The sequence below is a fragment of the Actinomycetospora sp. CA-101289 genome, assembly GCF_050955895.1.
Lineage (GTDB): Bacteria > Actinomycetota > Actinomycetes > Mycobacteriales > Pseudonocardiaceae > Actinomycetospora.
In genome coordinates this window covers 2,415,308-2,439,461 of record NZ_CP192093.1, presented here as the reverse complement: position 1 = coordinate 2,439,461, position 24,154 = coordinate 2,415,308, and the positions used below count along the sequence as shown (strand labels likewise).

At 74.1% G+C, this 24,154-nt stretch carries 29 protein-coding genes and 4 tRNA genes; 19 read left to right on the top strand and 14 right to left on the bottom strand.

The genetic code is table 11. The annotated features are described in order from the left end of the window. The first annotated feature begins 79 nt into the window (after positions 1 to 79). From ACQPX6_RS12140 to ACQPX6_RS12115, 6 genes are all read left to right on the top strand, one after another. Positions 80 to 910 (top strand): hypothetical protein, encoded by an 831-nt coding sequence (locus ACQPX6_RS12140; protein WP_433787560.1) that lies wholly within the window; start codon positions 80 to 82, stop codon positions 908 to 910. A 61-nt stretch (positions 911 to 971) separates the two neighbouring features. Next, positions 972 to 1,799 carry an FtsK/SpoIIIE domain-containing protein gene (locus ACQPX6_RS12135; protein ID WP_433787558.1) on the top strand — a complete coding sequence of 276 codons (828 nt, stop codon included), beginning with the start codon at positions 972 to 974 and terminating at the stop codon, positions 1,797 to 1,799. After that, positions 1,796 to 2,065: a hypothetical protein gene (locus ACQPX6_RS12130; RefSeq protein WP_433787557.1), complete on the top strand. Its 270-nt coding sequence runs from the start codon at positions 1,796 to 1,798 to the stop codon at positions 2,063 to 2,065. Before ACQPX6_RS12135 ends, ACQPX6_RS12130 begins: the two co-directional genes overlap by 4 nt. A gap of 65 nt (positions 2,066 to 2,130) precedes the next feature. Further along, positions 2,131 to 3,588 (top strand): replication initiator, encoded by a 1,458-nt coding sequence (locus ACQPX6_RS12125; RefSeq protein WP_433788251.1) that lies wholly within the window; start codon positions 2,131 to 2,133, stop codon positions 3,586 to 3,588. A gap of 22 nt (positions 3,589 to 3,610) precedes the next feature. Then, positions 3,611 to 3,859, top strand: a complete 249-nt coding sequence (locus ACQPX6_RS12120) for an excisionase family DNA-binding protein (protein WP_433787556.1) — start codon at positions 3,611 to 3,613, stop codon at positions 3,857 to 3,859. After that, complete coding sequence (locus tag ACQPX6_RS12115; RefSeq protein ID WP_433787555.1) at positions 3,856 to 5,130, top strand: tyrosine-type recombinase/integrase; 1,275 nt, start codon at positions 3,856 to 3,858, stop codon at positions 5,128 to 5,130. The genes ACQPX6_RS12120 and ACQPX6_RS12115 overlap by 4 nt, the downstream gene beginning before the upstream one ends. Before the next feature lie 80 nt (positions 5,131 to 5,210). Here the strand turns inward: ACQPX6_RS12115 and ACQPX6_RS12110 are convergent. From ACQPX6_RS12110 to ACQPX6_RS12095, 4 genes are all read right to left on the bottom strand, one after another. Further along, positions 5,211 to 5,282 (bottom strand) — tRNA-Val (locus tag ACQPX6_RS12110). 23 nt (positions 5,283 to 5,305) lie between these two features. Next, entirely contained in the window at positions 5,306 to 5,803 is a 498-nt protein-coding gene (locus ACQPX6_RS12105; RefSeq protein WP_433787554.1) for a TIGR02611 family protein, read from the bottom strand. Further along, entirely contained in the window at positions 5,800 to 6,720 is a 921-nt protein-coding gene (locus ACQPX6_RS12100) for an anti-sigma factor domain-containing protein (RefSeq protein WP_433787552.1), read from the bottom strand. The genes ACQPX6_RS12105 and ACQPX6_RS12100 overlap by 4 nt, the downstream gene beginning before the upstream one ends. Beyond that, positions 6,717 to 7,292: a sigma-70 family RNA polymerase sigma factor gene (locus ACQPX6_RS12095; RefSeq protein WP_433787550.1), complete on the bottom strand. Its 576-nt coding sequence runs from the start codon at positions 7,290 to 7,292 to the stop codon at positions 6,717 to 6,719. Before ACQPX6_RS12095 ends, ACQPX6_RS12100 begins: the two co-directional genes overlap by 4 nt. 301 nt (positions 7,293 to 7,593) lie before the next feature. On the opposite strand from ACQPX6_RS12095, the gene ACQPX6_RS12090 reads away from it, so the two are divergent. From ACQPX6_RS12090 to ACQPX6_RS12050, 9 genes are all read left to right on the top strand, one after another. Then, a complete protein-coding gene (locus ACQPX6_RS12090) occupies positions 7,594 to 8,019 on the top strand; it encodes an SsgA family sporulation/cell division regulator (protein ID WP_433787548.1) in 426 nt (141 codons plus the stop codon). 98 nt (positions 8,020 to 8,117) lie between these two features. Beyond that, a tRNA-Gly gene (locus tag ACQPX6_RS12085) sits at positions 8,118 to 8,190 on the top strand. A 54-nt stretch (positions 8,191 to 8,244) separates the two neighbouring features. Further along, positions 8,245 to 8,316 (top strand) — tRNA-Cys (locus ACQPX6_RS12080). A 1-nt stretch (position 8,317) separates the two neighbouring features. Next, positions 8,318 to 8,392, top strand: a tRNA-Val gene (locus ACQPX6_RS12075). A gap of 391 nt (positions 8,393 to 8,783) precedes the next feature. Beyond that, positions 8,784 to 8,984, top strand: a complete 201-nt coding sequence (locus tag ACQPX6_RS12070) for a hypothetical protein (protein ID WP_433781435.1) — start codon at positions 8,784 to 8,786, stop codon at positions 8,982 to 8,984. 303 nt (positions 8,985 to 9,287) lie between these two features. After that, positions 9,288 to 10,031 (top strand): GAF and ANTAR domain-containing protein, encoded by a 744-nt coding sequence (locus tag ACQPX6_RS12065; protein WP_433787546.1) that lies wholly within the window; start codon positions 9,288 to 9,290, stop codon positions 10,029 to 10,031. 314 nt (positions 10,032 to 10,345) lie between these two features. After that, a complete protein-coding gene (locus tag ACQPX6_RS12060) occupies positions 10,346 to 10,450 on the top strand; it encodes an ANTAR domain-containing protein (RefSeq protein ID WP_433787544.1) in 105 nt (34 codons plus the stop codon). Positions 10,451 to 10,736: 286 nt separating this feature from the next. Then, positions 10,737 to 10,862: a hypothetical protein gene (locus ACQPX6_RS12055; RefSeq protein WP_433787543.1), complete on the top strand. Its 126-nt coding sequence runs from the start codon at positions 10,737 to 10,739 to the stop codon at positions 10,860 to 10,862. A 69-nt stretch (positions 10,863 to 10,931) separates the two neighbouring features. After that, positions 10,932 to 11,750: an IclR family transcriptional regulator gene (locus ACQPX6_RS12050; protein ID WP_433787542.1), complete on the top strand. Its 819-nt coding sequence runs from the start codon at positions 10,932 to 10,934 to the stop codon at positions 11,748 to 11,750. A 4-nt stretch (positions 11,751 to 11,754) separates the two neighbouring features. Here the strand turns inward: ACQPX6_RS12050 and ACQPX6_RS12045 are convergent, their stop codons facing one another. The 5 genes from ACQPX6_RS12045 to ACQPX6_RS12025 form a co-directional block, all read right to left on the bottom strand. Next, the gene (locus tag ACQPX6_RS12045; protein ID WP_433787540.1) at positions 11,755 to 11,928 is read right to left on the bottom strand and encodes a hypothetical protein; all 174 of its coding nucleotides are present in this window, start codon (positions 11,926 to 11,928) and stop codon (positions 11,755 to 11,757) included. A 31-nt stretch (positions 11,929 to 11,959) separates the two neighbouring features. Further along, positions 11,960 to 12,871 carry an AAA family ATPase gene (locus ACQPX6_RS12040; protein ID WP_433787539.1) on the bottom strand — a complete coding sequence of 304 codons (912 nt, stop codon included), beginning with the start codon at positions 12,869 to 12,871 and terminating at the stop codon, positions 11,960 to 11,962. Position 12,872: 1 nt separating this feature from the next. Then, positions 12,873 to 13,673, bottom strand: a complete 801-nt coding sequence (locus ACQPX6_RS12035; RefSeq protein WP_433787537.1) for an alpha/beta fold hydrolase — start codon at positions 13,671 to 13,673, stop codon at positions 12,873 to 12,875. A 41-nt stretch (positions 13,674 to 13,714) separates the two neighbouring features. Beyond that, entirely contained in the window at positions 13,715 to 14,686 is a 972-nt protein-coding gene (locus ACQPX6_RS12030; RefSeq protein WP_433787535.1) for an NADPH:quinone oxidoreductase family protein, read from the bottom strand. 62 nt (positions 14,687 to 14,748) lie between these two features. Then, positions 14,749 to 15,372: a class I SAM-dependent methyltransferase gene (locus ACQPX6_RS12025; protein WP_433787534.1), complete on the bottom strand. Its 624-nt coding sequence runs from the start codon at positions 15,370 to 15,372 to the stop codon at positions 14,749 to 14,751. Between the two features lie 122 nt (positions 15,373 to 15,494). Between ACQPX6_RS12025 and ACQPX6_RS12020 the strand changes: the two genes are divergently transcribed. Further along, a complete protein-coding gene (locus ACQPX6_RS12020) occupies positions 15,495 to 15,746 on the top strand; it encodes a hypothetical protein (protein WP_433787533.1) in 252 nt (83 codons plus the stop codon). Here ACQPX6_RS12020 and ACQPX6_RS12015 read toward each other — a convergent pair. Continuing rightward, positions 15,725 to 16,063 (bottom strand): hypothetical protein, encoded by a 339-nt coding sequence (locus tag ACQPX6_RS12015; protein ID WP_433787532.1) that lies wholly within the window; start codon positions 16,061 to 16,063, stop codon positions 15,725 to 15,727. The two genes, ACQPX6_RS12020 and ACQPX6_RS12015, sit on opposite strands and share 22 nt — an antisense overlap. 155 nt (positions 16,064 to 16,218) lie before the next feature. Between ACQPX6_RS12015 and ACQPX6_RS12010 the strand changes: the two genes are divergently transcribed. Further along, positions 16,219 to 17,064, top strand: a complete 846-nt coding sequence (locus ACQPX6_RS12010; RefSeq protein WP_433787531.1) for an alpha/beta fold hydrolase — start codon at positions 16,219 to 16,221, stop codon at positions 17,062 to 17,064. 10 nt (positions 17,065 to 17,074) lie between these two features. Here the strand turns inward: ACQPX6_RS12010 and ACQPX6_RS12005 are convergent, their stop codons facing one another. Then, the gene (locus tag ACQPX6_RS12005; protein WP_433787529.1) at positions 17,075 to 17,695 is read right to left on the bottom strand and encodes a TetR/AcrR family transcriptional regulator; all 621 of its coding nucleotides are present in this window, start codon (positions 17,693 to 17,695) and stop codon (positions 17,075 to 17,077) included. Positions 17,696 to 17,817: 122 nt separating this feature from the next. Here ACQPX6_RS12005 and ACQPX6_RS12000 point away from each other — a divergent pair, with 122 nt between their 5' ends. Continuing rightward, complete coding sequence (locus tag ACQPX6_RS12000) at positions 17,818 to 20,337, top strand: DEAD/DEAH box helicase (protein WP_433787528.1); 2,520 nt, start codon at positions 17,818 to 17,820, stop codon at positions 20,335 to 20,337. Positions 20,338 to 20,340: 3 nt separating this feature from the next. On the opposite strand, the gene ACQPX6_RS11995 is transcribed toward ACQPX6_RS12000, so the two are convergent. Beyond that, positions 20,341 to 20,901, bottom strand: coding sequence for a MarR family winged helix-turn-helix transcriptional regulator (locus ACQPX6_RS11995; RefSeq protein ID WP_433787527.1), 561 nt, complete (start codon positions 20,899 to 20,901; stop codon positions 20,341 to 20,343). A gap of 443 nt (positions 20,902 to 21,344) precedes the next feature. Continuing rightward, the gene (locus ACQPX6_RS11990; protein WP_433787526.1) at positions 21,345 to 22,313 is read right to left on the bottom strand and encodes an AraC family transcriptional regulator; all 969 of its coding nucleotides are present in this window, start codon (positions 22,311 to 22,313) and stop codon (positions 21,345 to 21,347) included. 115 nt (positions 22,314 to 22,428) lie between these two features. On the opposite strand from ACQPX6_RS11990, the gene ACQPX6_RS11985 reads away from it, so the two are divergent. Next, a complete protein-coding gene (locus tag ACQPX6_RS11985; RefSeq protein WP_433787525.1) occupies positions 22,429 to 23,307 on the top strand; it encodes an NmrA family NAD(P)-binding protein in 879 nt (292 codons plus the stop codon). Here the strand turns inward: ACQPX6_RS11985 and ACQPX6_RS11980 are convergent. Next, on the bottom strand, positions 23,281 to 24,123 hold the full coding sequence (locus tag ACQPX6_RS11980; RefSeq protein ID WP_433787523.1) for an exodeoxyribonuclease III: 843 nt from the start codon (positions 24,121 to 24,123) through the stop codon (positions 23,281 to 23,283). The two genes, ACQPX6_RS11985 and ACQPX6_RS11980, sit on opposite strands and share 27 nt — an antisense overlap. Between the last annotated feature and the right edge of the window lie 31 nt (positions 24,124 to 24,154).

Here is a 24,154-nt window from a genome sequence, read left to right as displayed (position 1 = left end):
CCATCTCCCGCTCGACTTCCCGCGTCTCGTCGTCTCGGCCGGGCTCCGCGTCGGCCCTTCTCCTTCGGAGTGATCTGTCATGGCTCGCAACACCACCGGCCGCCCGGCGACCCGCCCAATCGTGCGCCGCGCCCGCACCGACTCCTTCGAGATCATCAGCAACCCGATCACCCACCCCGCCGCCCGCGTGATCGGGCTGCTGATCCGGCTCCGCGCCGAGATCACCACCCTGATGCTGACCTTCGCCGTCCTCGCGGTCCTCTACTCCTGGCTGCCGCCGGCCGCCGCATCCGCCGTCATCGCCATCACCGTCGCCGCGATCCTCGCCGTCCCCGCACTCCGCGGGTTCGTCTCCCGACGCGGCTCGGCGGTCATGACCCGCCACCGGCTGCGTCAGGTCCTCGTCGAACGCCGCTGCTTGAACTTCTCCCGTCACGCGCCGCTGTTCCTTTGGTCGCACCCGACCGAGGTCGGCGAGACGTTGTGGCTGTTCCTGCGTGCCGGTATCTCGCCCTCGGACGTCGAAGGCGAGACGGAGTGGATCGCCTCGGGCTGCTTCGCCCGCGACGCCCGCGTCACCCCCGTGCGGCGCATGACCGCTCTGCTACGGGTCGAGGTCATCCGCCGCGACCCGCTCGCCACCGAGCTGATCGCCTCCGAGCTGGACGACTGGACCGCCACCACCGGCGCGCCTCCCCCGCCCGGTGCCGTCGTCGTCCCACCCAAGCCCGGCAACCAGCACTGGTCTGGCACCGACGAGCGCGCCAGAACAGCTCCGATGCCGGCTCCTCGGTCGACGCTCGACGACGACGTCCCCGTGGTCATCGACCACCAGGACGCCAACGTCGACAAGCCGCGGAACCGGCCGGTCGTGCCTGACCGCGGTGGGGACTGGTCGGACTATGTCTGAGCTCACCACCGAGCCCGGCCCCGTGCGGTTCGGGACCCTGCTGCGGTCCTGGGCCGAGGCCGTGCGCACCCCCGCCGGCGTCTGCGACCAGGCGCCCGAGCCGGCAGGGCTGTCGATCTGGGACCCGATCCACCTCGGCACCGACGAGCACGGCCGACCCGTGCGGGTCACCCTGGTCTACCGCAACGCCCTGCTGGCCGGCGAGCCCGGCGCCGGAAAGTCGGTCGGGCTGAACCTGCCGGTCGGGCACGCGGCACTGTCGACCGACTGCGACCTGTGGCTCTTCGACGGCAAGCTGGTCGAACTCGGCCTGTGGCGCACCGCCGCGGAGCGGTTCGTCGGCCCTGACCTCAGCGACGCCATCACCGCGTTGGAAGAGCTGCAGGCCGAGATGGGCCGACGGTACGACCTGCTCGACGCCGATCGCCGCCGAAAGATCACGCCTGAGGATGCCGCCCACGGTGTCTGGCCGGTCGTGGCCGTGTTCGATGAACTCGCCTACTACTTGGCCACGGTCGGCACCAAGCGCGAACAGGAACGCTTCGCCGTGCTCGTACGCGACCTCGTGGCTCGAGGCCGCGCCGCCGGCATCATCGTCATCGCCGCGACCCAACGCCCCAGCTCGGACATCATCCCCACCAGCCTGCGGGACCTGTTCGGTTACCGCTGGGCGTTCCGCTGCACCACCGACTCGTCCTCGGACATCGTGCTCGGCGCCGGCTGGGCCACCCGAGGCCACACCGCCGCCGCCATCGCCCCCGAGGACAAGGGCGTCGGACTGCTGCTCGCCGAGGGTGGCGAACCGAAGCGGATCAAGTCCGCCTACCTGTCCGACGAGCAGGTCTACGCCCTCGCCGACACCGCCACCCACCTCCGGAGCCCGTCGTGAGCGCCACGGCCCGCCGCCAGGACGTCGGACTCAGCGATGTCCCCGTGGACCGGGTGACCCGGCTGTGTGCGGAGAACGTGGCGCCGGTCATGGACGCGGCCGCGGTTGTACTGGTGTTCCGCTTGACCATCGGCCCCCACCGCACGATCGAGGTCATCCTGTCGCCCGACGAGGCCGACCTGCTCGGACGTGACCTGCGAGCGAATGCCCTCTACCTCGCCAGCCGCGACTCCTCGGTGGAGACGTCGCGCTCGGACCGGCGATGACCGCCCGTACCGCCGGGACTGCAGGGACCACCGGTTCCACCGTCGATGAGCTCGGCGCGCGCCGGCTGGCGAAAGCTGCCCGCTCGGCGTCTCTCGACGAGCTCGCGCGCTCGCTCCGGGGCGACCATGACGCGTGGCTGGGTCACGTTGGCGGTGCCGCCGGCTGCTCCCACCCGATCCGCCTCGCCGGCCTGATCCACCACGTCGAAGCCGCCACCGGACGGATCACCGCCGAGCGGCACACCGCCGAGATGCCCGACGGGGTGCTCTACACCCCGTGCGGCAACCGCCGGGCTTCGGTCTGTCCCGGCTGTGCGGAGACTTATCGCGCCGACACCTTCCAGCTGGTGACCGCCGGTCTCGTCGGCGGCAAGGGTGTCCCCGTCGCCGTCGGCGAGCACCCGTGCGTGTTCCTCACTGTCACCGCACCGTCCTTCGGTCCGGTTCACTCGCATCACACCGACCGCGCTGGTCGCGCCCGCCCGTGCCGACCGCGCCGGCAGCTCGAGCACTGCGCCCACGGGCTGCCGCTGGCGTGCTTCGAACGTCACGACGAGCACGCGGCCGACGTCGGGCGTCCGCTGTGCCTGGACTGTTACGACTACCCGGCCCAGGCCGTGTGGAACCTGCAGTCCGGGGAGCTGTGGCGCCGCACCATGATCGCTGCCCGGCGGGCGCTCAAGGCACTCGCCAAGCGGTACAGGACGAAACTGCGCCTGTCGTACACCAAGGTCGCCGAGTTCCAGCATCGCGGCGCGGTGCACTTCCACGCCCTGGTCCGTCTCGACGGGCTCGACCCCCACGACCTTGACGCGGTGCTCCCGCCTGACCCCCGCGTCGGAGCGAACCACCTCGCCACGATCCTGCGGGAAGCTATCGAGGACACCGCGTTCACCACCGCCCCACACCCGGCCCGCGCGCAGGGCTGGTCGATTGCCTGGGGCAAACAGGTCGACCCCCGACCCGTCCGGCTCTCACGCCTGGACCTCGACGACGCCGGGGAGATCACCACCCTCGCGGTCGCCGGCTACCTCGCCAAGTACGCCACCAAGGCCACCGAACTCGCCGGCCACGCGTCGACCCGGCTCCGGCCGGACACCGTCCGCGAGCACGCGCGTCTCGACACGCACCCCGGCCGCCAGGTCGACGTGTGTTGGTACCTCGGCACCCGCCCCGGGACCGCCGACGCCAATAAGTGGGCCGCCGGCTGGGGCCGCCTCCAGCGCTGGGCGCACATGCTCGGCTTCGGCGGCCACTTCTCCACCCGCAGCCGCCGCTACTCCACCACCCTCGGCGCCCTACGGCAGGCCCGCCGCGACTGGCGCCGGCAGCACGCGCCCCGCCCAGACGAGGACGACGAGCTGGCCGACGAGGACACCACCGAGGTCATCGTCTCCTCGCTGGCCTTCGCCGGGATCGGCTGGCATACCAGCGCTGACGCCCTACTGGCCAACACCTCCGCGGCCAACGCGCGAGCCAGGCGACGCGCCGCCCGCGACGAACTGGACTCGATCACTGCCTGACCACGGAGAAGGAGAAAGGCCGATGCAGGGCGACGAACTACTGAGGAAGCTGGCCGATCGGTCCGACGATCCGGTCTCGCTGAAAGACATCCCGGCGACGCAGGTCTATACCGTGCGGCAGGTCTCGGCCGCGCTCGGGCTCAACCTCGGGATCACCTACGAGCTGATCCGCAGAGGCGAGATTCCCGCGAAGCGGCTGGGCCGGCGGTGGCTCGTGCCGCGTGAGGCCTTCCACGCGTGGCTGGCCGAGGTGTCGGCGGTGGCCTCGTGAGCGTCCACCGCACACCGGAAGGCGCCTACCGCGCCAAGTGGCGTGACCCGTCCGGCCGCCAGCGCTCCAAGAACTTCGGCACCAAGCGCGAGGCCAAGTCGTTCCTTGCCGAGCAGGAGACGGCCAAGTCACGCGGTCAGTACGTCGACCCGCAGGCCGGCAAGGAGCGCTTCGCGGTCCACGCCCACGCTTGGCTCGACAGCCGAGGCACGGAGGCGACGACACGAGCGCGCGACGAATCGATCATGCGCACGCACGTTCTGCCGCGGTGGGGCGGCTGGCAGCTCGCGAAGATCGATCACCTGTCGGTCCAGAGCTGGGTGACACAGCTCGGGTCACGCCGCTCCCCCGCCACCGTCGCTGAAGCGTTCCGGCTGACCTCGTCGGTGCTGCGGTCCGCGGTGCGCAACCGGCTGATCGCCTTCAACCCTTGCGAGGAGGTACGGCTCCCGAAGCGACGGAAGCAGGACCACGACGACCGCGTGATCTCGAAGCAGGACCTGAGCGAGCTACTGCTGCCCGCCGTACCGGAGCGCTACCGCGCATTCGTCGCCACGGCGGCGTGGGCCGGCCTTCGATGGGGCGAGACCGCTGGCCTCCGCGCGGACGCGCTGGACCTCGACCATCGCCGGCTCCGGGTCATCCGGGTCGTGGTGGAGGTGAGCGGGAGCACGGCGTTCAAGCCCTTCCCGAAGTCCGCCGCCGGTCGTCGCACGGTGCCGCTACCGGCGTGGCTCACCACGATGATCGGCGACCACATCGCGCGGTTCGGCCTCGGGGATCACGGCCTGGTCTTCCCGAACGCCGTCGGCAAGCCTCTGCGTCGGACGCTGTTCCGGTCGCGGGTCTGGCGCCCGGCCCTGGTCCGGGCGGGTCTGCTCGGGGAGGTCGCGGAGACCGACGGCCACAAGTTCGAGGGCCGGTGGGCCGACGAGGACGGCGAGCCCGTCGCCCAGGTCTGCGGTTCATACGACGAGGCGGTCAAGGTCGTCGCCCGAGAGGCCGGGACCGGGCTCCGGTTCCACGACCTGCGCCACTCCTACGCCACCTGGCTCGTCGACGACGGCGTCCCGCCGAACATGGTCCAGCGGGTCATGGGCCACGAGAACGTGACCACCACGCTGCAGCTCTACACGCGGCGCACCGAGCACCACGATCGCATCCTCGACGCCCTCGGTGGCGGGCCTGCGCTGGCTCGGGAGGACGACGAGGACGGGCCCGACGATGACGACGAGGACGGTCCGGCGGGCTCCCTCGCCGTGGTCCGGTGAGGGCCGATGTTCCCGAAGTGTTCCCGCTGAAACGGCGAAGGCCCGACCCCAAGGTTCGGGATCGGGCCTTTGACCTGCGGTGGGCGATACTGGGATCGAACCAGTGACCTCTTCGGTGTGAACGAAGCGCTCTCCCCCTGAGCTAATCGCCCGCAGCACTCACGAGCCTAGACCATCAACCCAGCGGGCTCTGCAGCCAGGTCCAGTGCCCCAGGCCCACGAGCTCGGCCACGAGGTACGGCGCCCCGAGCAGCCACAACGTCAGCAACACGATGGCGCACGTCAGCAGACCGAGCAGGGCCTTGACCACGACGCTCTGCCGCCCGACCCACGCCATCCAGCGGTCGTAGTGCCGCCGCGCGAAGTGCAGGACCCGCCCGGCCCAGGTGAACTCAGTGGCCAGGATGCCCAGGCCGGCGAAGACGATCAGCCAGCCGGGGCCCGGGTACGGGATGGCGATGATGCCGGCGACGAGGACGAGGCCGCCGACCACGCCGATCGCGATGCGCCACACCAGGTTGGCGCGGGGGTTGCCGCGCACCCGCGCGCGGACGTGCCGCAGCCGGGTGCGCAGGGTCCGGTGCCGGGGCGCGGGCTCGACGGGGGTGGCCCCGGTCGCGGCGGGAGTGGGCTGCTCGGCGGTCGCGGTCGACGGCTCGGCCGGTTCGCTCAACGTCCCACCTGTCCACTGGCGACGACTCGGGTCGGCGAGGCGGGCGCGGTGCGCCCGGGCTCGAGCGACACCGCGTACCCCGCGAGCGGGGCGGCCTCAGCGGCCGAGGGTACGGAACGGACGGAGGGCGCCTGCTCGGTGACGTCGAACGTGCCCAGCGGCCGGGGCGTCGCGTCGGCGATCCCCCACAGCACGTAGACCTCCTCGGCGCCGTTGGCCCCCAGGCCGGTGGTGAGGACGCGGGGCCCGGAGCCGTCGTCGACGACCACCCCGACGAGCGCGCCCTGCGGGTCGGCCAGCGTCGCGTGGACGACGCCGGGCGTGCCGGCGTCGCGCAGCACGTCCACGACGACGGCGTCGCGCTGGGCCTGCGCCGCGGCGGCGTCGCGCTCGCTGCGCAGCGACTGGGTGGCCACGGCCAGGCCGCCCACCGCGGCGAGGACGACCACGGCGGCCGCGACGGCCAGCCATCGGGTCGCGCGCCGGCGGCGCAGGGGCACCACGCTGGCGTGCCGCGGCGAGCCACCGGACGCAGGAACAGGCGCGGAGGCCTCCCGCTCGTCGTCCCGCGTCCGTCGTGGCGACGAGGACCAGATCGTCGGCGGGACCTCGCCGGACACGGGGACGTCGTCGTCCTCGTCCTCCGCCGCCGAGTCCGCCGCCTCCTGCGCCACCGCGTCGAGCAGTCGCGCGCGCAGCGCGGGCGGCGGGGCCGCGGGCTCGAGGGCCTCGGCGATCCCGCCGAACGTCTCGAGGGTCTCGTCGACCGTCTGCCGGCACCGCTCGCAGGTCGCCAGGTGCGCGGCGAAGTCCGCCTCGTCCTCGGCGTCGAGCGCGTGCAGCGCCCAGCCCACGGCGAGGGCGTCGTGGTCGTCGGTGTGGTCCGCGGTGGCCTGCGGGACGGCGTCGTCGCTCATCGGCCCTCCCCCTCGTCCACCTCGACGTGCGGGCCGAGCAGGGTCCGCAGCTTGCGGGTCCCGGTGAACATCCGGGACTTGACGGTGCCCAGCGGCACGCCGACGAGGCTGGCGACCTCGCGCTGGGTGTAACCGCCGAAGTAGGCCAGGGCCAGCGCCTCGCGCTGCTCGGCGGGAAGCGAGGCGAGGGCCTCGCGGACCTTGCCCGCCACGACGGCCCCGAGGGCCGCCTGGTCGGCGCCCGGCCCCGGCGGCACGTTCCACTCCTCGCCGTCCTCGCTGGGCGCGACGGTGCGGCGGCGCCGGGTCGCCTCGCGGCGCACAGCGTCGACGGCGCGGTGGTGGACGAGCGTCAGCAACCAGCTCGACACGGCCCCGCGGGCCGGGTCGAAACGCTGCGGGTCACGCCACACCACGAGGAACGCCTCCTGCACCACGTCCTCCGCCAAGGACTCGTCGACGCAGATGCGACGGGCCAGGGAGTAGGAGGGGCGTCCGTACCGGTCGTAGAGCTGCGCGAGGGCATCCGCGCTTCGCTCCCCGATCTGTTCGAGCAATGTGACGTCGCTCACCCCACCACCCCGGGCGTCGTCACGCTGCGGAGCCACCTTGGGGACCCCTCGCGACGTGTCCGACACTGCTCGAGCCTCTCGTCGGGTGTGTGTGTCCGGGCCAGATGTCGGCCAGGCTAGTGCTCCTGGGGCAACGAGCGGCGCTCGCCCGGGGTGGGTGGTTCGTTACGGAACCGAACCGGGTAGGTCCCCTCTCGGGTGCCCGTGCGGTGTGATGCATGCGTGAGCCGGGTGAACCGCCGTCACAGGCTCGTCCGCCAGTCGTTTCCCCCGACGACAGCAGCGTGCGAAAGGCAGCCTCATGCTCAACGATCACACGACGATCCGCTCCACGGCGGTCTTCGACCTCGTCGGCCCGCCGAACCCGCCCGTGCCCGTCCAGGTCGAGATGCGCTACGACACCCGCGACCCGTACGCCGTGCAGGCGGCGTTCCGGACCGGTCGCGCCGGGTGGGTGGAGTGGGTGTTCTCCCGCGATCTGCTCACCGAGGGGCTCCTCGCCCCCGCCGGCGCCGGTGACGTCCGCATCCGGCCGGCCGAGCACGACGCCGAGTCCGTGGAGATCGAGCTCAGCTCGCCCTCGGGCCACGCGACGTTCCGGGCCACGAGCCGGGAGGTCTCCGACTTCCTGACCCGTACCCACGAGATCGTCGCGCCCGGTTCGGAGGACGACTGGCTCGACCTCGAGCACGCCCTCGGACTGCTGCTGTCGAGCGATCCGAGCTGACGCGCACCCCCCCCCGCGAGGAGTGGGGGGCGCGCGATGCAGTACTGTTTCTTTCGTCGGCAACGGCGGGTCGGACCCACGGAACCCGCCGGCCACACGCGGACGTAGCGCAGTTGGTAGCGCATCACCTTGCCAAGGTGAGGGTCGCGGGTTCGAGTCCCGTCGTCCGCTCGAGGAGGCTCCTCGGCGTCGTCCCAAGGTGAGCCGGACGACCTCCGGATGCCTGGCGCAGTGGCCGAGTGGCTTAGGCAAGGGCCTGCAAAGCCCTGTACGCGGGTTCGATTCCCGCCTGCGCCTCGGGCGATTAGCTCAGTGGGAGAGCACTACCTTGACACGGTAGGGGTCACTGGTTCAATCCCAGTATCGCCCACCACGAAGGCCCTGGTCACGACCCCGCAAGGGGTCCCCGACCGGGGCCTTTCGGTGTTTCCGGGCCGAATGGTCAGCGAGAAGTCAGCGGGGCTCGTCATACCGGCTCCCGAATGCGCGCGGCCTTCACCGAGAGCCGGGGCGGTCACTGCGCACCGACCACGGTCGGGGCCGGCGCTGGCGCGACGGCGTAGGACCCGACCGGCCTCCAGTGGCCAGGGGCTCCGCCCTGGACCAGAGCACCGACCCCAGGAGAGCGCCGCCGAGGGAGACCCGTAGCCGGCCGTTGTCCGTTGTTGGACGGATCGCGACGTGTCAGTCACGGTGGGGTGGTCAGCCCCGGCCCGGACCCCGCCGCCCGCTGTGTCAACGCAGCTGCGACGGAAGGTGGACCGATGGACACGTCCGACGGCTACGAGTTCACCTGGCACGAGGACGACGAGCTCCACCAGGCCGAGGGCCGGGTTGCGGTGCGACTCGGTATCAGCATCGAGCAGGCCGTGCACACCATCCACCGCCGGGCGCAGGCGTCGGCGCTCACCCGGGCGGAGATCGCCACCCAGATGCTCGACGAAGCGCCCAGACCAACACGTTGAGCGCGCCTGCCCGAATCCCGCCGTGCCGGGTACGTGCAGCCCCGTCGCTCGGGGCCAGCCCCCGCACGGATCGTCGGGGCTCTGTACGGTGACGGTCACAGCGGTCGACGTGACGGGCGCTGACCGGACGCGGAGCGCTCCGCTCGGCACGAGCGCTCCCGGTGGTCCCGTTGTTCATGCGCGTCCCGACCGGCCTCCGGGTGGCGGGCAGAACGCAGCCATGGCGCTTCGGCTCTGCTCGGCGCAACCGCCTCGTCGAGGTGCTGTGTTCGTCCCCGCCGCGAAGTACGAGGTGGGACCCCCATGGACCCCCGTCAGAACGACCAGCTCCTCATCGCCCTGCGCCACGCCTCCCGCGAACTCGCCCAGCGCCGCAGCATCCGCGACCTGGAGCAAACGCTGCAGGAGATCGTGACCTCCGCTGTCCACACCGTCCCCGGAGTGGACGCGGGCAGCATCTCCATCACCGAGCACGGGCGCATCGAGACCCGCCACCCCACCAGCGAGGTCATCCGCAAGCTCGACGAGACCCAGAGCGAGCTGCGCCAGGGCCCCTGCATCGAGGCGATCGAGGACCCGCCCGAGAGCGGGATCGTCGTCGCCCAGGACTTCGCCGGCACCGACGCCGAGCTCTGGCCACGGTTCGCGCCGCGCGCGGTGGACGCCGGCTTCCGGGCCCTGCTCTCCACGCAGCTGTCCACCAACGGCGGACCCCGGGCGGCGCTGAACCTCTACTCCCACGCCCCGGACGCGTTCGACGAGCACAGCCGCACGATGGCCGGGCTGTTCGGGGTCCAGGCGGCGTTGCTGCTCTACGGCGCCGGCCAGGCCACGCACCTGCAGAAGGCGGTGGACAGCCGCGACCTGATCGGGCAGGCCAAGGGCATCCTCATGGAGCGCTTCAGCATCGACGGCGAGGCCGCATTCCAGATGCTCGTCCGCACCTCCCAGGACACCAACATGAAGCTCACCGCCGTCGCGTCGTGGCTCACCACCCAGAGGCCCGGCTCGACCGGGACCGGCACCAACCCCGAGAGTCTCGGCTGAGAGGCTCCCGACCAAGGTCGGCCAGACGCGAGGCGGCCTCGATCGGTCTCCCGGCGACGCGGCAGTGTGCGGCGCAACGCGTGATCGTTCGCCGTCTCGCGCGAGGACTTCCGCGCGCTCCTCGTACACCTGTTCGATGGACACCGGTGAACCGGCGGTGCACCGTGCGTCCCCATGCGGACGATCAGGACGTGGCGTGCACTCCGCCGACAGGGACGCGGACTGAGCCTCTGGGCCGTCGCTCGCGGGTGGTCCTGAGCGCCAGCGAAAAGTCATCGAGCGGGACATCAGCCGGTGCCCGTGAGCATCACGCGATGACACGGACGGAACGCTTCAAGGTCGACGACGACGCGGCCTTCGAGATGCTCGTGCGCTCGTCGCAGGACACCGGCACGAAGCTCACCGCCGTCGCCCAGTAGCTCACGACCGGCGTCGCCGCGGACCAGGCGACCGACGAGCCCTGGAGCCCGTGATCCCTCGGGGGTTCCGACGAGGGTGGTTTCGCAGGACGACGAACGCGGGCAGTCGCACGTCACCAGGCTGTGTGCTGGGACCGGTCGGGGCGGTGTGCCGGACGCACGCCGTAGGTCCGGTTCAGAAGCGCAGCCGGACGGCGGGGCTCCGTTCGTCAGCGGCCCCGCCGCCGGCGACGGAGCTTCGTTCGTTCGGGAGGTGCTCGTGGACCCGGAAGCGACGCGTCGGGACGTGGCCGATGAGGGCGGCGACCCGGCCTGCTGGATGCACCGCGTGTGCCAGGAGTGCGGGCGCCTCGCCGACGAGGACCCGCCGACGCGCTGCCCCTCGTGCGGCGCCGCCCTCGAGGCGCTCTGAGGACGACCTCACGGCTTCCTCAGCGTTCTCTCCGAACACGGGCGGCGACACCGCCTAAGATCACCCGACGTGACGATCGACGTCCCCCTCCCCCGCTCGGGCGACGTGCCGCGGCGACCGCGCTCGACCCGCTCCTCACGCATGGTCGCCCCCGGCACGCTCCGGGTGCTGCGCATGCTGGCCGCGCACCCCGAGGGCGTCGACCTCGCCGCGCTCGGCGGGCACCTCGGCCGCACCGACACCGGCGTGCTCCCCGTCCTGCAGCGCCTCGTGCGCGACGGCCACGTCGAGCACCGCGACGGCGGGACCTACCGCCTGCGCCCCGGCCCGAGCTGGGGTGGCATCCCCGCCGCGGGCACCGCCCCGCGGCGCGAGCTGCCGGCGATGCTCTCCGACGCGGTCACCGAGCTCTACCGGCGCACCCGCGCCTGGGCCTACCTCATCGAGTGGGCCGACGACGACCAGATCGACCTCGTCGACATCCGCGGCCACCAGGGCCTCGGCAACATCCCCGAGCTGCCCGCCCGCGTGCCGCCGACCATGGCCCACGCCCTCGCCGTCAGCAAGGTCCTCGTCGCCCACGCCCCGGGCCGCCGCGCGCGCCTCGACCCGTCGCGCTGGACGGCCTATACGCCCGCGACGATCACCTCACCCGACGCGTACGACCTCGAGCTCGCCCGCATCCGCCGCGACGGCTACGCGCTGGACCGCGAGGAGTTCGCCGCCGGCTTCTCCTGCGTCTGCGCGCCCATCGCCGATCCGGGCGGCCGGGTGGGCGCCGCCATCGCGATCACGCTGCCGGCGCCGCGGTTCCGCGTCGAGCTCGACCGGCTGGTCGCCGACGTCACCGACGTCGCCCGCGTCGCGCACCGGCAGTGGTACCGCTAGCCGGTCAGCTCTCGTCGTACTCGTCCGCCGCCTCGTTGCGCTGCTGGGCGATCTCCAGCGCGTGCTCCGCGGTCTCCTTGTCGGGGTAGGGACCGAGCCGGTCGGCCGCACGGCAGCCGTCCCAGGGCTCGACCCGGTGGTGCTTGAGGCAGAAGTACCACTCGTTCTCGTGGGCCACGGACCCATGCTGGCACGGTGATGCGTCCCGATCACGCCTCGCCCTCGGCGAGCCCCAGGACGGTGAGGCCCAGCGCCCGCCAGGACGCCGCGAGCCGGGGACGTCCCTCGAGCACCGCGAGCACCGTGTACCGGTCGCGCACGTGCCCGTCGAAGAGGCCGAGCGCCACGGCGGCCTCGCCGCGCCGCGTCCCGGGCGGGCGCAGGAGCAGGGCGTCGAGCGCGACGGGCACGTGGCGCGCGAGCCACGACGCCACCGCCGTCCGCTCCTCCTCGGGGCGCGCGGACAGGGCGACGACCCGGTGCCCGGCGGCCGCGAGGGCGTCCACCACGGTGACGGCGGCGGGGACGGGGAGCTCCTCCGGGTGGTCCGGGTCGGGCGGCTCGCGCTGGGTGAGGACGCCCTCGACCACGACCAGCACCGCCGGCGGCGTCCCGGGCACCGGCCGGTACGGCGCGCCGCCCGTCGACCCCAGCCGCGGTGGCGGGGCGAGCGGGGCCGGGCGGCCCGTTGCAGGGTCGAGGAAGCGCGCCTGCAGGTCGCGCAGCGTCTCCTCCCCCACGCGCTCCGGGCCGGTGCGGGCGGCGTCGCGGCGCACGCACTCCTCGAGGTCCGCGACGACGTCCTCGACGTGCCACGTCGCGCCGCACGCCTCGGCGAGCGCGAGCCAGCGCCGCGCGACGCCGGCGCGCAGGTTGGTGGCGTCGACGACGACGTCGACGCCGTCGAGCAGGGTGCTGCGCACGAGGCGCCACTCCGCCGCGGTGATCCGGCGCTCCACGGCGTCGACGGGCGCCGAGTAGCCGGGGTCGGCCATGCTGCGGCGCAGGTCGTCGCGGTTGACCCGCAGGATCGAGCCCGGCCGCCGCGACGCGACCAGGGCCCGCGCCCAGGTGGTCTTCCCCGAGGCCGGGAGGCCGCGGACGAGGTGCAGGGTCGGCACCTCAGGCGTGGGCCGCCGGGCGGGGACGGGTGGCGGCGAGTACGAGGTCGGCGACGAGCTCGGGGTCGTCGCCCATCGGGACGTGCCCGCAGCCGGGCAGGACGTAGACCGCGGCGTCGGGCAGCGCGCGGCGCAGCCGTCCGGACTGCCAGCGCGGCAGCAGGAAGTCGCGCGCGCCCCACCCGACGACGGTGGGGACCGCGGCGCGCGCGGGGATCGTCCAGCTACCGAGGTTCGCGAGCATCGTCGCGAACGAGGAGCGCGGGTGGCTCAGGCCCTGGAGGTCGTCGGCGATCTGCGCGGGGTCGATGCGCGAGGGGTGCGCGAGCAGCAGGCCGACCAGCGCGCTGCGCAGCACGGGCGTGCCGAGCATCGCCTGCAGCCGCGCCGACGGGACCAGCGTCAGCACCGCGTGCGCCCCGCCGAGCACCCCGCGGGCCCACAGCCGCTCTGCGGTCGACCAGAACCCGGCCGGTGACAGCGCGGTCGCCGAGCGCACGGTGCCGCGGGCGGCGAGCTCGAGGGCGACGAGGCCGCCGAGCGAGTTGCCGACGACGTGCGGGCGATCGAGACCCTGGGTGGCGCAGAACGCCTCGACCGCGTCGGCGATGGGGCCGATGTCGCCGCGGTACTCGGGCGGCAGGTCGGGCGACTCCCCGTGGTCGGGCAGGTCGACCGCCCAGACCTCGCGCTCCCGGGCGAGCAGCGGCGCGACGTGGTCCCAGCCCTGGCGCCGGTGGGTGATCCCGTGCAGGAGCAGCACGGGCTCGCCGGAGCCGGTGCGGGTGTGGGCGAGGTCCACGCGTCCTCCTCGGGTGCGGGGCGGGTGCGGGGCGGGGTGCGTCAGGCGCGGGGGTGGACGACGACCTTGCCGGTGACGCGCCGCTCGGCCAGCTCGCCGACGGCGGAGGACGCCTCGGCCAGCGGGTAGGTGGCGCTGATCGGCGGGGCGAGCCGGCCGCTCGCGATGTCGTCGAGCATCGCGTCCCACTGCCGGCGCATGAAGCCGGGGCGCTTCGAGGCGTAGGCGCCCCAGCCGGCGCCGACGACGGCGATGTTGTTGAGCAGCAGCCGGTTGACCTTGACGGTGGGGATCTCGCCGGCGGTGAAGCCGACGACGGCCAGGCGCCCGTCGTCGCCGAGGCTGCGCAGCGAGTCGGTGAACCGGTCGCCGCCGACCGGGTCGACGACGACGTCGACCCCGCGGCCGCCGGTGAGCTCCTTCGCGGCGTCCTTGAAGCCCTCGACCGGGATCCAGTGGTCGGCGCCGGCGGCGGTGGCCACCTCGCCCTTGCCCTCCGAGGACACGACCGCGATCACGGTCGCCCCGCGCGCCTTCGCGAACTGGATGCAGGCGATGCCGACCCCGCCGGCGGCGCCGTGCACGAGCACGGTCTCCCCCGCCGCCAGGTGCGAGCGCGTCTCGAGCACGAAGTGCGCCGTCAGGTAGTTCATGGGCAGCCCGGCGCCGATGTCGAACGACACCGCGTCCGGCAGCGGGAACACGGTCTCGGTGTGCGACGCGACGGTCGGGGCGAAGCCGCCGATCACGGGCAGCGCGGCGACGCGGTCGCCCGCGGAGAACCCCGAGTCGGCGGGTGCCTCGCGCACCGTGCCCGCGACCTCGTTGCCGAGGACGAAGGGCAGCTCGGGCTTCATCTGGTACTCGCCGCGGGACAGCAGCAGGTCGGGGAAGACGACGCCGGCCGCCTCCACGTCGATGAGCACCTGGTCGTCGCCGGCCTTCGGCTCCTCGACCTCGCCGACCTCGAGCGCGCCCGGCCCGTCGAGCCGGACGACCTGTACCGCGCGCACCGCGACCTCCTCGCCGGGGACCACCAACCGTCAGACGTGACGGTTCTACAGGAGCCGGGCGCTCAGGAGAACCGGTGGACGACCGTGCGCGTGACCGCCCCGCCCTCGAGGTCGGCGGTGTCGGTCACCTCGTAGGTGCCCAGCGCGGTGCACCGCTTCCGCGGGAAGTACTCGCGGCCCGGGTCGCCGACGATCACGTCGACCCCCGCGGCCACGGCCTCGTCGCAGAAGCGCTCGACGTGGCGAGCCATCGGCTGCTCGTAGAAGGCGTCGCCGGCCAGCACGACGTCGACGTCGAGCTCGACCGCGCCGTCAAGCACGTCCCCGACCACGTCGACCGCGACGCCGTTCGCGGCCGCGTTGAGGCCGACGGCCGTGCGGGCGCGGGCGTCGGTGTCCGAGGCCACCACCGCGGTGGCGCCGGCGAGCGCCGCGGCGATGGCCACGAGCCCGGAGCCCGTCGCGAGGTCGAGCACCCGACGCCCGCGGACCAGCTCCGGGTGGTCGAGGACGTGGCGGGCCAGCGCCTGGCCACCCACCCAGGCGAACGCCCAGAACGGCGGTGCCTCCTCGTCGAGCGCCGACCACGCGCGGTGGATGTCGTCGGCGAGCAGGAGGGTGATCTCCGGGACCAACGGGGGATGGCCGGGCGCCGTCCAGTCACGGATTCCGTCACCGGCGGTCACGACGCGCTCCGGAAAGTGACGCGGCAGGAGGGCAGCGCGCGAGCGGGAGCGTCCCTACGCTGGACGCCGCCCCCACCGGGGCGCGACCGCAGCGTCGCCGCGAGCCGTCCGAGGAGGTCCTCATGACCGTCACGCCCACGGGGCCGACCGCCGAGGACGCCGTGCTGCTCTACGTCGGCGGCCCGCTGGACGGCCGGGTCGAGGTTCGCGAGGCCCGCCACGGCGCGCCCCTGCCGGTGGTCACCCACACGCACCTCCACGACGGCCCGAAGGTCGTCCACGTCTACGACCTGCACCCGCTCACCCCCGCCGCCGGCGTCTACCACCTGCGGCTCAGCGAGGTGCCGGCCGATCAGTCGCCCGCGGCGAGGTAGCTCAGTCCGCACAGCGTGCCCCACGCCGCGGCCACCCCGGCCGCCTTGGTCCGGGCCGTCGCGTCCGGCAGGGACGTCCCCAGCACCACGAGGTCGACGAGGTCCGCGCCGACGCGCACGGCGATCGCGGTGCGCAGCGCCTTGCCCGACGGGGCGAGGGCCATGGCGAGGCCGGAGGCGAGGTCGCGCCCGCCGAGCGCGCGCACCCCGATCGCGGTGGCCGTGGGCAGGGGCGCGCCCTCGGCCTGGAGCGCGGTGGGCTTGGTGAAGAGCTCGGGACGGGCGATGATCGCCACGCTGTACCCGGCGGTGGCCACGCCGAGCAGGCGGGGGATCCACGTCAGGTCACGTGAGCGGGAGGGAGCCATGACGGCCTGTACCCGGCGGTGATCGGATCGATCCGCGCGATGATTCGGGCGCCCGCGCGCCGTCACACGGGGGACCGCGCCACCCGCCGCCCTGGAGGCCCCCGATGACCGACGTCTCCCCCCGCACCGTCACCACCGGCACGCTCGCCGTCCCCGGCGCCCGCCTGCACCACGAGGTCCGCGGCCAGGGCCCGCTCGTCGTCCTGTTCGGGACCCCGATGGGCGCCGACGCCTTCGCCGGGCTGGCCGACCTCCTCGCCGTCGACCACACCGTGCTCACGTCCGACCCGCGCGGCACGGGGCGCAGTCCGGTGGACGACCGCGACGTGTCCCCGACGCTGTCGACGCGCGCCGACGACGTCGCCCGGCTCGTCCGCCACGTCGACCCCGACGGCGCACGGGGGCCGGTGACGCTCCTCGGGTCGAGCGGCGGCGCGGTCACCGCGCTCGCGGTCGCCCAGGAGCACCCCGACCTGGTGGACACCGTCGTCGCGCACGAGCCCCCGCTGGTCGAGCTGCTCCCCGACCGCGCCGAGCGGCACGCCGGCGAGGACGTCGTGATCGAGCGCTGGTTCGCCGGCGACCACCTCGGGTCGTGGCGCGCGTTCCTGGCCAACGCGGACATCGCGATGCCCGACGAGGTCGTCGCGGCGGTGTTCGGCGGCGAGCCCGATGCGGCCGCCCGGGCCGACGGCGACTACCAGAACGGGCGCCTCATGCGCCCGACGACGCACTTCCGGCCGGACCTCGAGGCGCTGCGCGACGGGCGGCCGCGGATCGTCGTGGGCATCGGCGAGGACTCCGCGGGTCAGCTCTGCGACCGGGCGTCGCGGGCGCTCGCGGACGGGCTCGGGGTCGCGCCGGTGCTGTTCCCCGGCGACCACATCGGGTTCGCCGGCGACCCCGCCGCCTTCGCCCCGGTGCTGCGGACGGTGCTGCCCGGCCGGTGAGGGGCGGCGGTCAGGAGACCGGGTCGCCGCCCGCGGGCAGGTGCAGGAGCAGGCGCAGGACGCGGCTGTAGAGGTCGCCGGACACCGCTTCCTCACCGAGGACGCGGCGCAGGCGGATGAGCCCGTGGTAGAGCGCCGCGGCGGCGATGACGACCTCGTCGTCGCGCACGGCCGCGCGCACGGCGGGGTCGACGTCGTCCCAGGAGCGGGCGAGCTCGTCGGTCGCGACCTGGGCCAGGCGCACCTCGTGCTCGGCGAGGCGGCCGGCGAACTCGGGGTGGCGCACCGCGTAGAGCCACACCTCGGCGTCGAGGAGAGCCTCCTCGCGCGAGTCGGCCACGTCGGTGACGAGGCGGTCGAGCGCGGCGAACGTCTCCTGCGGGTCGCCGCCCACCAGCGCCGCCTTGTGGTCGACGGCGGCCGAGGTCTGGTCCTCGACCAGCGCGGTGAACAGGGCTTCCTTGCTGGCGAAGTGCACGTAGACCGAGCCCACCGACACCCCGGCGGTACGCGCGATCTCCTCCACCGACGCCGGGCCGTAGCCACGCGCGGCGAACACCCGGCGCGCGGCGACGAGCAGCGCCTCGCGGGTGCGGGCCTTGGTGGCGGCGCGCCGACCGACGGGCGTCACGCGGTCCCCTCCCCTTCGCCGCAACGGAGCAGTGACCGTCCGTGCGGTGACGGATCGTAACCTGCCGGGGGCGCGGGCCGGGCGCCACCGGCGGGACGGGCGCGCGCGGGACAATGGCGGGGATGACCACCTCCACCGCCCTGCTCGCCCGCCCGGGCGCCGACGCCGACGAGCTCTACGAGGGGTTCGCGGAGTGGGCCGCCGAGCGGGGCCTGGACCTCTACCCGGCCCAGTCCGAGGCGCTCATCGAGCTGGTCTCGGGATCCAACGTCATCCTCTCGACGCCGACGGGGTCGGGGAAGTCGCTGGTGGCGCTCGGGGCCCACGTCGCCGCGCTCTCGGCGGGCCGGCGCACCGTGTACACGGCGCCGATCAAGGCGCTGGTCTCGGAGAAGTTCTTCGCCCTCGGCGCCCAGCTCGGCTACGAGCAGGTCGGCATGCTCACCGGCGACGCCGCGGTGAACCCCGAGGCGCCGGTCATCTGCTGCACCGCCGAGGTGCTGGCCAACTGGGCGCTGCGCGAGGGGGCGAGCGCGAACGTCGGCCAGGTCGTCATCGACGAGTTCCACTTCTACGCCGACCCCGAGCGCGGCTGGGCCTGGCAGGTGCCGCTGCTCGAGCTGCCGCAGGCCCAGTTCCTGCTCATGTCCGCGACCCTGGGCGACGTCTCGTTCTTCGCCGAGGACCTCACCCGGCGCACCGGGCGCGAGACCGCGGTCGTGGCCCACACCGAGCGGCCCGTCCCGCTGTCGTTCCGCTACGCCCGCACCCCGCTGCACGAGACGATCACCGAGCTGCTCGCCGGCCAGCAGGCGCCCGTCTACGTCGTGCACACCACGCAGGCCGCCGCCATCGAGCAGGCCCAGGCGCTGATGAGCCTCAACGTGAGCAGCAAGGCCGAGAAGGAGCAGATCGCCGAGCTCATCGGCGCGTTCCGCTTCAGCGCCGGCTTCGGCCGGACGCTCTCGCGGCTGGTGCGCCACGGCATCGGCGTGCACCACGCCGGGATGCTGCCCAAGTACCGCCGGCTCGTGGAGACGCTCGCCCAGGCGGGCCTGCTCAAGCTCATCTGCGGCACCGACACCCTCGGGGTCGGCATCAACGTCCCGATCCGCACGGTGCTGTTCACCGCGCTGACCAAGTTCGACGGCCAGCGCGTGCGCCACCTGCGCGCCCGCGAGTTCCACCAGGTCGCCGGCCGGGCGGGGCGCGCCGGGCACGACACCGCGGGCTACGTCGTCGCCCAGGCCCCCGAGCACGAGGTGGAGAACGCCAAGCGTCTCGCGAAGGCGGGCGACGACGTCAAGAAGCAGCGCCGGGTGGTGCGGACCAAGCCGCCCGAGGGTTTCGTGTCCTGGTCGGAGAAGACGCTCGAGCGCCTCATCGACGCCCAGCCCGAGGCGCTGACCAGCCAGTTCCGGGTGTCGACGGCGATGCTGCTGCAGGTCGCCCAGCGCGAGCAGCCCTTCTTCGCCGCGATGCGCCACCTGCTCGAGGACAACCACGCCGACCGGCCGACCCAGCGGAAGCTGATCCTGCGCGCCATCGCGCTCTACCGCGGGCTGCTCGAGGCCGACGTCGTCGAGCGCGTCGAGACCGTCGCCGGCCCCGACGTGCGGCTGGTCGACGACCTCCAGGTCGACTTCGCCCTCAACCAGCCGCTCTCGCCGTTCGCGCTGGCGGCGTTCGACCTGGTCGACAAGGAGTCGCCGACCTACGCCCTCGACCTCGTGTCCGTGGTCGAGGCGACGCTCGACGACCCCAAGCAGGTGCTGCGCGCCCAGGAGCACAAGGCCCGCGGCGAGGCCGTGCAGGCGATGAAGGCCGAGGGCATCGAGTACGAGGAGCGCATGGAGCTCCTCGAGGACGTGACCTGGCCGAAGCCGCTCGCCGAGCTCCTCGGCGCGGCCTACGAGTCCTACCGGTCGGGCCACCCGTGGGTCGCCGACCACGAGCTCGCCCCGAAGTCCGTGGTCCGCGACCTCTACGAGCGCGCGATGACCTTCACCGAGTACGTCTCGTACTACGGGATCGCCCGCTCCGAGGGCCTGGTCCTGCGCTACCTCACCGACGCCTACCGCGCGCTGCGCCAGACCGTGCCCGAGGCCGCGCGCACCGAGGACCTCGACGACCTCGTCGCCTGGCTCGGCGAGCTCGTGCGCCAGACCGACTCGTCGCTGCTCGACGAGTGGGAGAACCTCGCCAACCCCACCGAGCTCGACGCCGCGGGCACCGACGCGCGCCCCGTGGACCAGGGCCCGCCGCCGGTCACCCGCAACGAGCGCGCCTTCCGCGTGCTCGTGCGCAACGAGATGTTCCGCCGCGTCGAGCTGTTCGCCCGCCGCTCCCCCGCGGACCTCGCGGACCTGTCCGACGACGGTCCGGACCTCGAGACCTGGGCCGATGCGATGGAGGCCTACTTCGGCGAGTACCCGACCCTCGGCGCCGGCCCCGACGCCCGCGGGCCGGCGTTCTTCCGGGTCACCGTGGACGGGCGCACCTGGCACGTGCGCCAGGTCCTCGACGACCCCGAGGGCGACCACGACTGGGCCATCAGCGCCGACGTCGACCTCGACGCCTCCGACGAGCTGGGCGCGGCCGCGGTGCACGTGACGGCGATCGGTCCGATGGCGACGACGTAGAGGTCACCGCCACCACGGCGCGCTGGTGTCGGCCTCGCGGGCCCGGCGCCGCGCGGCGTGCAGGCGCTTGTCGGCCGCGGCGTCGGCGAGCGCCTGGGCGTGCGCGAACACCACGTTGCTGATCCCGACCAGCGCGGTCGCCACCAGCGCGTGCCGACGTTCGCGGAGCCCGTGGTTCGCCACCACGCCCCGCACCGCCCGCCACATCCGCCCGCGCAGATCGGCGAGGACGGCATCGCGTGCGGCGTGCGGGCGCAGCCGGACCTCGACCTCCGGGTCGGCCTGACCGTGCCTCCGGGTGACGTGCCCCGCGGCCTCCAGCCGGCGCACCAGCTTCGCCGCCGCGCTGCGCGTGAGGCCGAGCCGCGTGCCGATGCGGTTGCTCGTCACGGCACCGTGGCGACGGCACAGCTCCAGGCACAGCAGCTCGGCGTGCGAGAGCCCCAGCCGGCGCGCGACCTCGTCGCGGTACCACTGCAGGGTCGGCCCGAGGTCGTCGAGCAGCAGCCTCACCAGCTCGTCGGTCGCGGCGTCGAGCTCGGCCTCGACCTCGTCACGGTCCACGCCGAGCAGCGTCGCGAACCCCGCCGCACCGCGGGGCCGGATTCGCCGAGGTCGCCCCGTGTCCTTAGGACACGGGTCGCGAGTCGGCCCGCCGGGTCCGGCGCGCGGGCCAGCCGCGCGCCGAGGACGAACCGTGTCCTCAGGACACGGCTCGCAGGACGCTTGCCGGGTCCGGCGGCAGCCGCCCGGCACGCCCGGCGGGGCCGGCACCGCCGGAGACGACCCGTGTCCTCGGGACACGGGTCGTCTCCGACGACTCACGGGTCCGGCAGCGGCCACTCGGCCCGACCGTCATTGCTCAGGACGAACCGTGTCCTCAGGACACGGGTCGCCAGACGACTTACCCGGGTCCGGCGGCCGGCCGCCCGGCGCGGCCGGCGCCGATTAACGACCCGTGTCCTCAGGACACGGGTCGCGAGACGACCTGCTCGGGGTCCGGCGGCTCACGCGCCGACGAGCAGGCCCTCCTCGTCGCGGGGGCGGGCGCGGACGGCGCCCGGCGGAGTGCCGACGACGCGGCGGAAGGCGCGGCTGAACGCCGCCTCGGAGCGGTAGCCCAGCGACGCGGCGACGGCGGCGACGGTGGTGTCGCCGGCGCGCAGGCGGTCGTGGGCGACGAGCATCCGCCAGCGGGTCACGTAGGTCATCACCGGCTCGCCGACCAGCGCGGTGAAGCGCGCGGCGAAGGTCGAGCGCGACAGGGCCAGCTCGTGCGCGAGGCCGGCGACCGACCAGTCGCGGGCCGGGTCGGCGTGGACGAGGGCCAGCGCGCGGCCGATGTCGGGGTCGGCGAGGGCGCCGAGCCAGCCGGTGCGCGCAGCGGGGTCGTGCGCGAGCCAGGCGCGCAGCATCTGGACGACGAGGACGTCGGCGAGGCGGGTGATCACGGCCTCGCCGCCGGGCTGGGTCTCCTCCACCTCGAGCGCGATGAGGCGCAGCGTGTCCTGCAGGCGCGCGGTCAGCGGCGACACGGGCACGTGGACGATGTCGGGCATCATCGCCACGAGCCGCTCGGCCATCGGGTGCTCGAGGCGCACGGCCCCGCAGACGGTGGTCGTCAGCGCACCCCCACCGCCGTGGCGGATCGAGGCGAAGCGGTCGCCGTGCCAGGTGTGCGGGATGGACCGGACGTCCGGAGCACGGGAGTCCTCCGCGTCCCGCAGCACGTGGCCCTCGCCGCGGGGCACCAGCACGACGTCCGCCGGCGCGAGGGTGACGACCTCGTCGCCGACCTCGAACCGCGCGCTCCCCGACGTCACGACGTGGAACCACAGGCAGCCGGGCGTCGCGGGCAGCGCCATCCCCCACGGCGCCCGCAGCTCGGCGCGGCAGTAGAAGGTCCCGTTCATCCGCAGGACGTGCAGCGCCTCGCCGACGGCGTCGGAGGGCGTCCACGGAGGCTCGGTCGGCATCGGCCCAGCATCCGTCATGACCGGACGATCGGGCAAGGAAACCGGCGCTTCGACGATGGTCCGTCCAGCCCGACGCCTCGAGGCTGGACGCACCGACCCAGCCAGGAGGCACACCATGATCACTGTTCTCGGAGCCAGCGGGAACACCGGCGGGCGGGTCGTCCGCCGGCTGCAGGAGACCGGCGAGACCGTCCGCGCCGTCGGGCGGGACGCCACCCGCCTGGCCGAGGCGGCCGCGCACGGCGCCGAGCCGCACGTCGCCGACATCGCCGACCGCGCCGCGCTCACGACGGCGCTGCGCGGGGCCGACGCCGCCTACGTCCTCATGCCCCTCGACCTCGCCGCGCCCGGCTACCGCGCCCAGCAGGAGCGGGTGGGCACGGCCATCGCGACCGCGCTCGCCGACGCCGGCGTGCCGCGAGTGGTGGCGTTGAGCTCGCTCGGGGCGGAGCGGGCGCGCGGCACCGGGTTCCTCGAGACCCTCCACGAGCAGGAGCAGCGCCTCGCCGCCCTCGACGCCCGGGTGCTGTTCCTGCGGCCGGGGCTGTTCTTCGAGTCGTTCCTGCCCGCGCTGGACGCGGTGCTGGCCACCGGCGTCCACCACGACACGATCGACTACGACGTCGCGCTGCCCATGGTCGCGACCGCCGACGTGGGCGACGCCGCAGCGGACGCGCTGCGCGACCCCGACGCGGAGGGGGTCCGCGAGCTGCTCGGGCCCGAGGACCTCACGGTCCCCGAGGCGATCGCCCGCCTCGGCGCCGCGCTCGGGCAGCCGGGCCTGCGCTACGAGCGCCCGCCGGCGGAGGTCATGCGCGCCGTGCTGGTCGAGGTCGGCCTGCCCCCGGACCTCGCCGACGAGAACCTCGCGATGAACGTGGCGTTCAACGCGGGCACGGTGCGGGCCCTCACCGGCCGCGGCCCGGCCACGAGCACCCCGACGACGATCGAGCGGTGGGCGGCGGCCCTACCGCTTGCGCGTGCGGCCCAGTGACGGCGGCGGGACGACCGGGCCGAGGTCGCCGTCCGGGGCCTCGTCGAGGTCGAGGATCACCGGCGCGTGGTCCGACGGGCCGGTGCCCTTGCGGGCCTGGCGGTCGACCCACACCGCCGCCCGGCGCTGCGCCACCGGCTCGCCGACGAGCACGAGGTCGATGCGCATGCCGCGGTCCTGGTGGAAGGCACCGCCGCGGTAGTCCCAGTAGGTGAACGCGCGCTCCTCGGGCCAGCGGTCGCGCACCACGTCGTGCAGCCCGACCTTCTGCAGGGCGGCGAGGGCCTCGCGCTCGGGCGGGGTGACGTGGGTGGACTCGGCGAAGGCCTCGACGGAGTAGACGTCGGCGTCGGCGGGGGCGATGTTGAAGTCGCCGGCCACCACCGCCGCGTCGGGGCCCGCCGCCTCCACCCGCTCGCGCAGGGCGGCGAGCCACTCGAGCTTGTAGGCGTAGTGCGGGTCGGCGGGGTCGCGGCCGTTGGGGACGTAGACCGACGTGACGCGCAGGCCCCCGCAGGTCGCGGTGACCGCGCGCGCCTCCTGGTGCGGGTAGCCGGGCCCCCCGGGCAGGCCCTCGGTGACGTCGTCGAGCCCGACGCGGGAGAGCACCGCGACGCCGTTCCAGCGGCCCTCGCCGTGGTGCGCGACGGCGTAGCCGCGCTCGGCCAGCGGGGCCGCGAAGGTCTCGGCGAACGCCTCGTCGGAGAGCTTGGTCTCCTGCAGACAGACCACGTCGGGCGCGCGGTCGTCGAGCCAGCCCAGCAGCCGCGGCTCGCGGGCCTTGGCCGAGTTCACGTTCCACGTCGCCAGTCGCACGCCCGCCACGCTAGCCGTACTAGCGTCTGCC

Excerpts from the sequence above, each read along its gene's own strand:
- ACQPX6_RS12140 (WP_433787560.1), top strand. The coding sequence starts at position 80 with ATGGCTCGCAACACCACCGGCCGCCCGGCGACCCGCCCAATCGTGCGC.
- ACQPX6_RS12120 (WP_433787556.1), top strand. The coding sequence starts at position 3,611 with ATGCAGGGCGACGAACTACTGAGGAAGCTGGCCGATCGGTCCGACGAT.
- ACQPX6_RS12100 (WP_433787552.1), bottom strand. The coding sequence starts at position 6,720 with ATGAGCGACGACGCCGTCCCGCAGGCCACCGCGGACCACACCGACGAC.
- ACQPX6_RS12090 (WP_433787548.1), top strand. The coding sequence starts at position 7,594 with ATGCTCAACGATCACACGACGATCCGCTCCACGGCGGTCTTCGACCTC.
- ACQPX6_RS12070 (WP_433781435.1), top strand. The coding sequence starts at position 8,784 with ATGGACACGTCCGACGGCTACGAGTTCACCTGGCACGAGGACGACGAG.
- ACQPX6_RS12065 (WP_433787546.1), top strand. The coding sequence starts at position 9,288 with ATGGACCCCCGTCAGAACGACCAGCTCCTCATCGCCCTGCGCCACGCC.
- ACQPX6_RS12060 (WP_433787544.1), top strand. The coding sequence starts at position 10,346 with ATGACACGGACGGAACGCTTCAAGGTCGACGACGACGCGGCCTTCGAG.
- ACQPX6_RS12020 (WP_433787533.1), top strand. The coding sequence starts at position 15,495 with ATGACCGTCACGCCCACGGGGCCGACCGCCGAGGACGCCGTGCTGCTC.
- ACQPX6_RS12010 (WP_433787531.1), top strand. The coding sequence starts at position 16,219 with ATGACCGACGTCTCCCCCCGCACCGTCACCACCGGCACGCTCGCCGTC.
- ACQPX6_RS12000 (WP_433787528.1), top strand. The coding sequence starts at position 17,818 with ATGACCACCTCCACCGCCCTGCTCGCCCGCCCGGGCGCCGACGCCGAC.
- ACQPX6_RS11990 (WP_433787526.1), bottom strand. The coding sequence starts at position 22,313 with ATGCCGACCGAGCCTCCGTGGACGCCCTCCGACGCCGTCGGCGAGGCG.
- ACQPX6_RS11985 (WP_433787525.1), top strand. The coding sequence starts at position 22,429 with ATGATCACTGTTCTCGGAGCCAGCGGGAACACCGGCGGGCGGGTCGTC.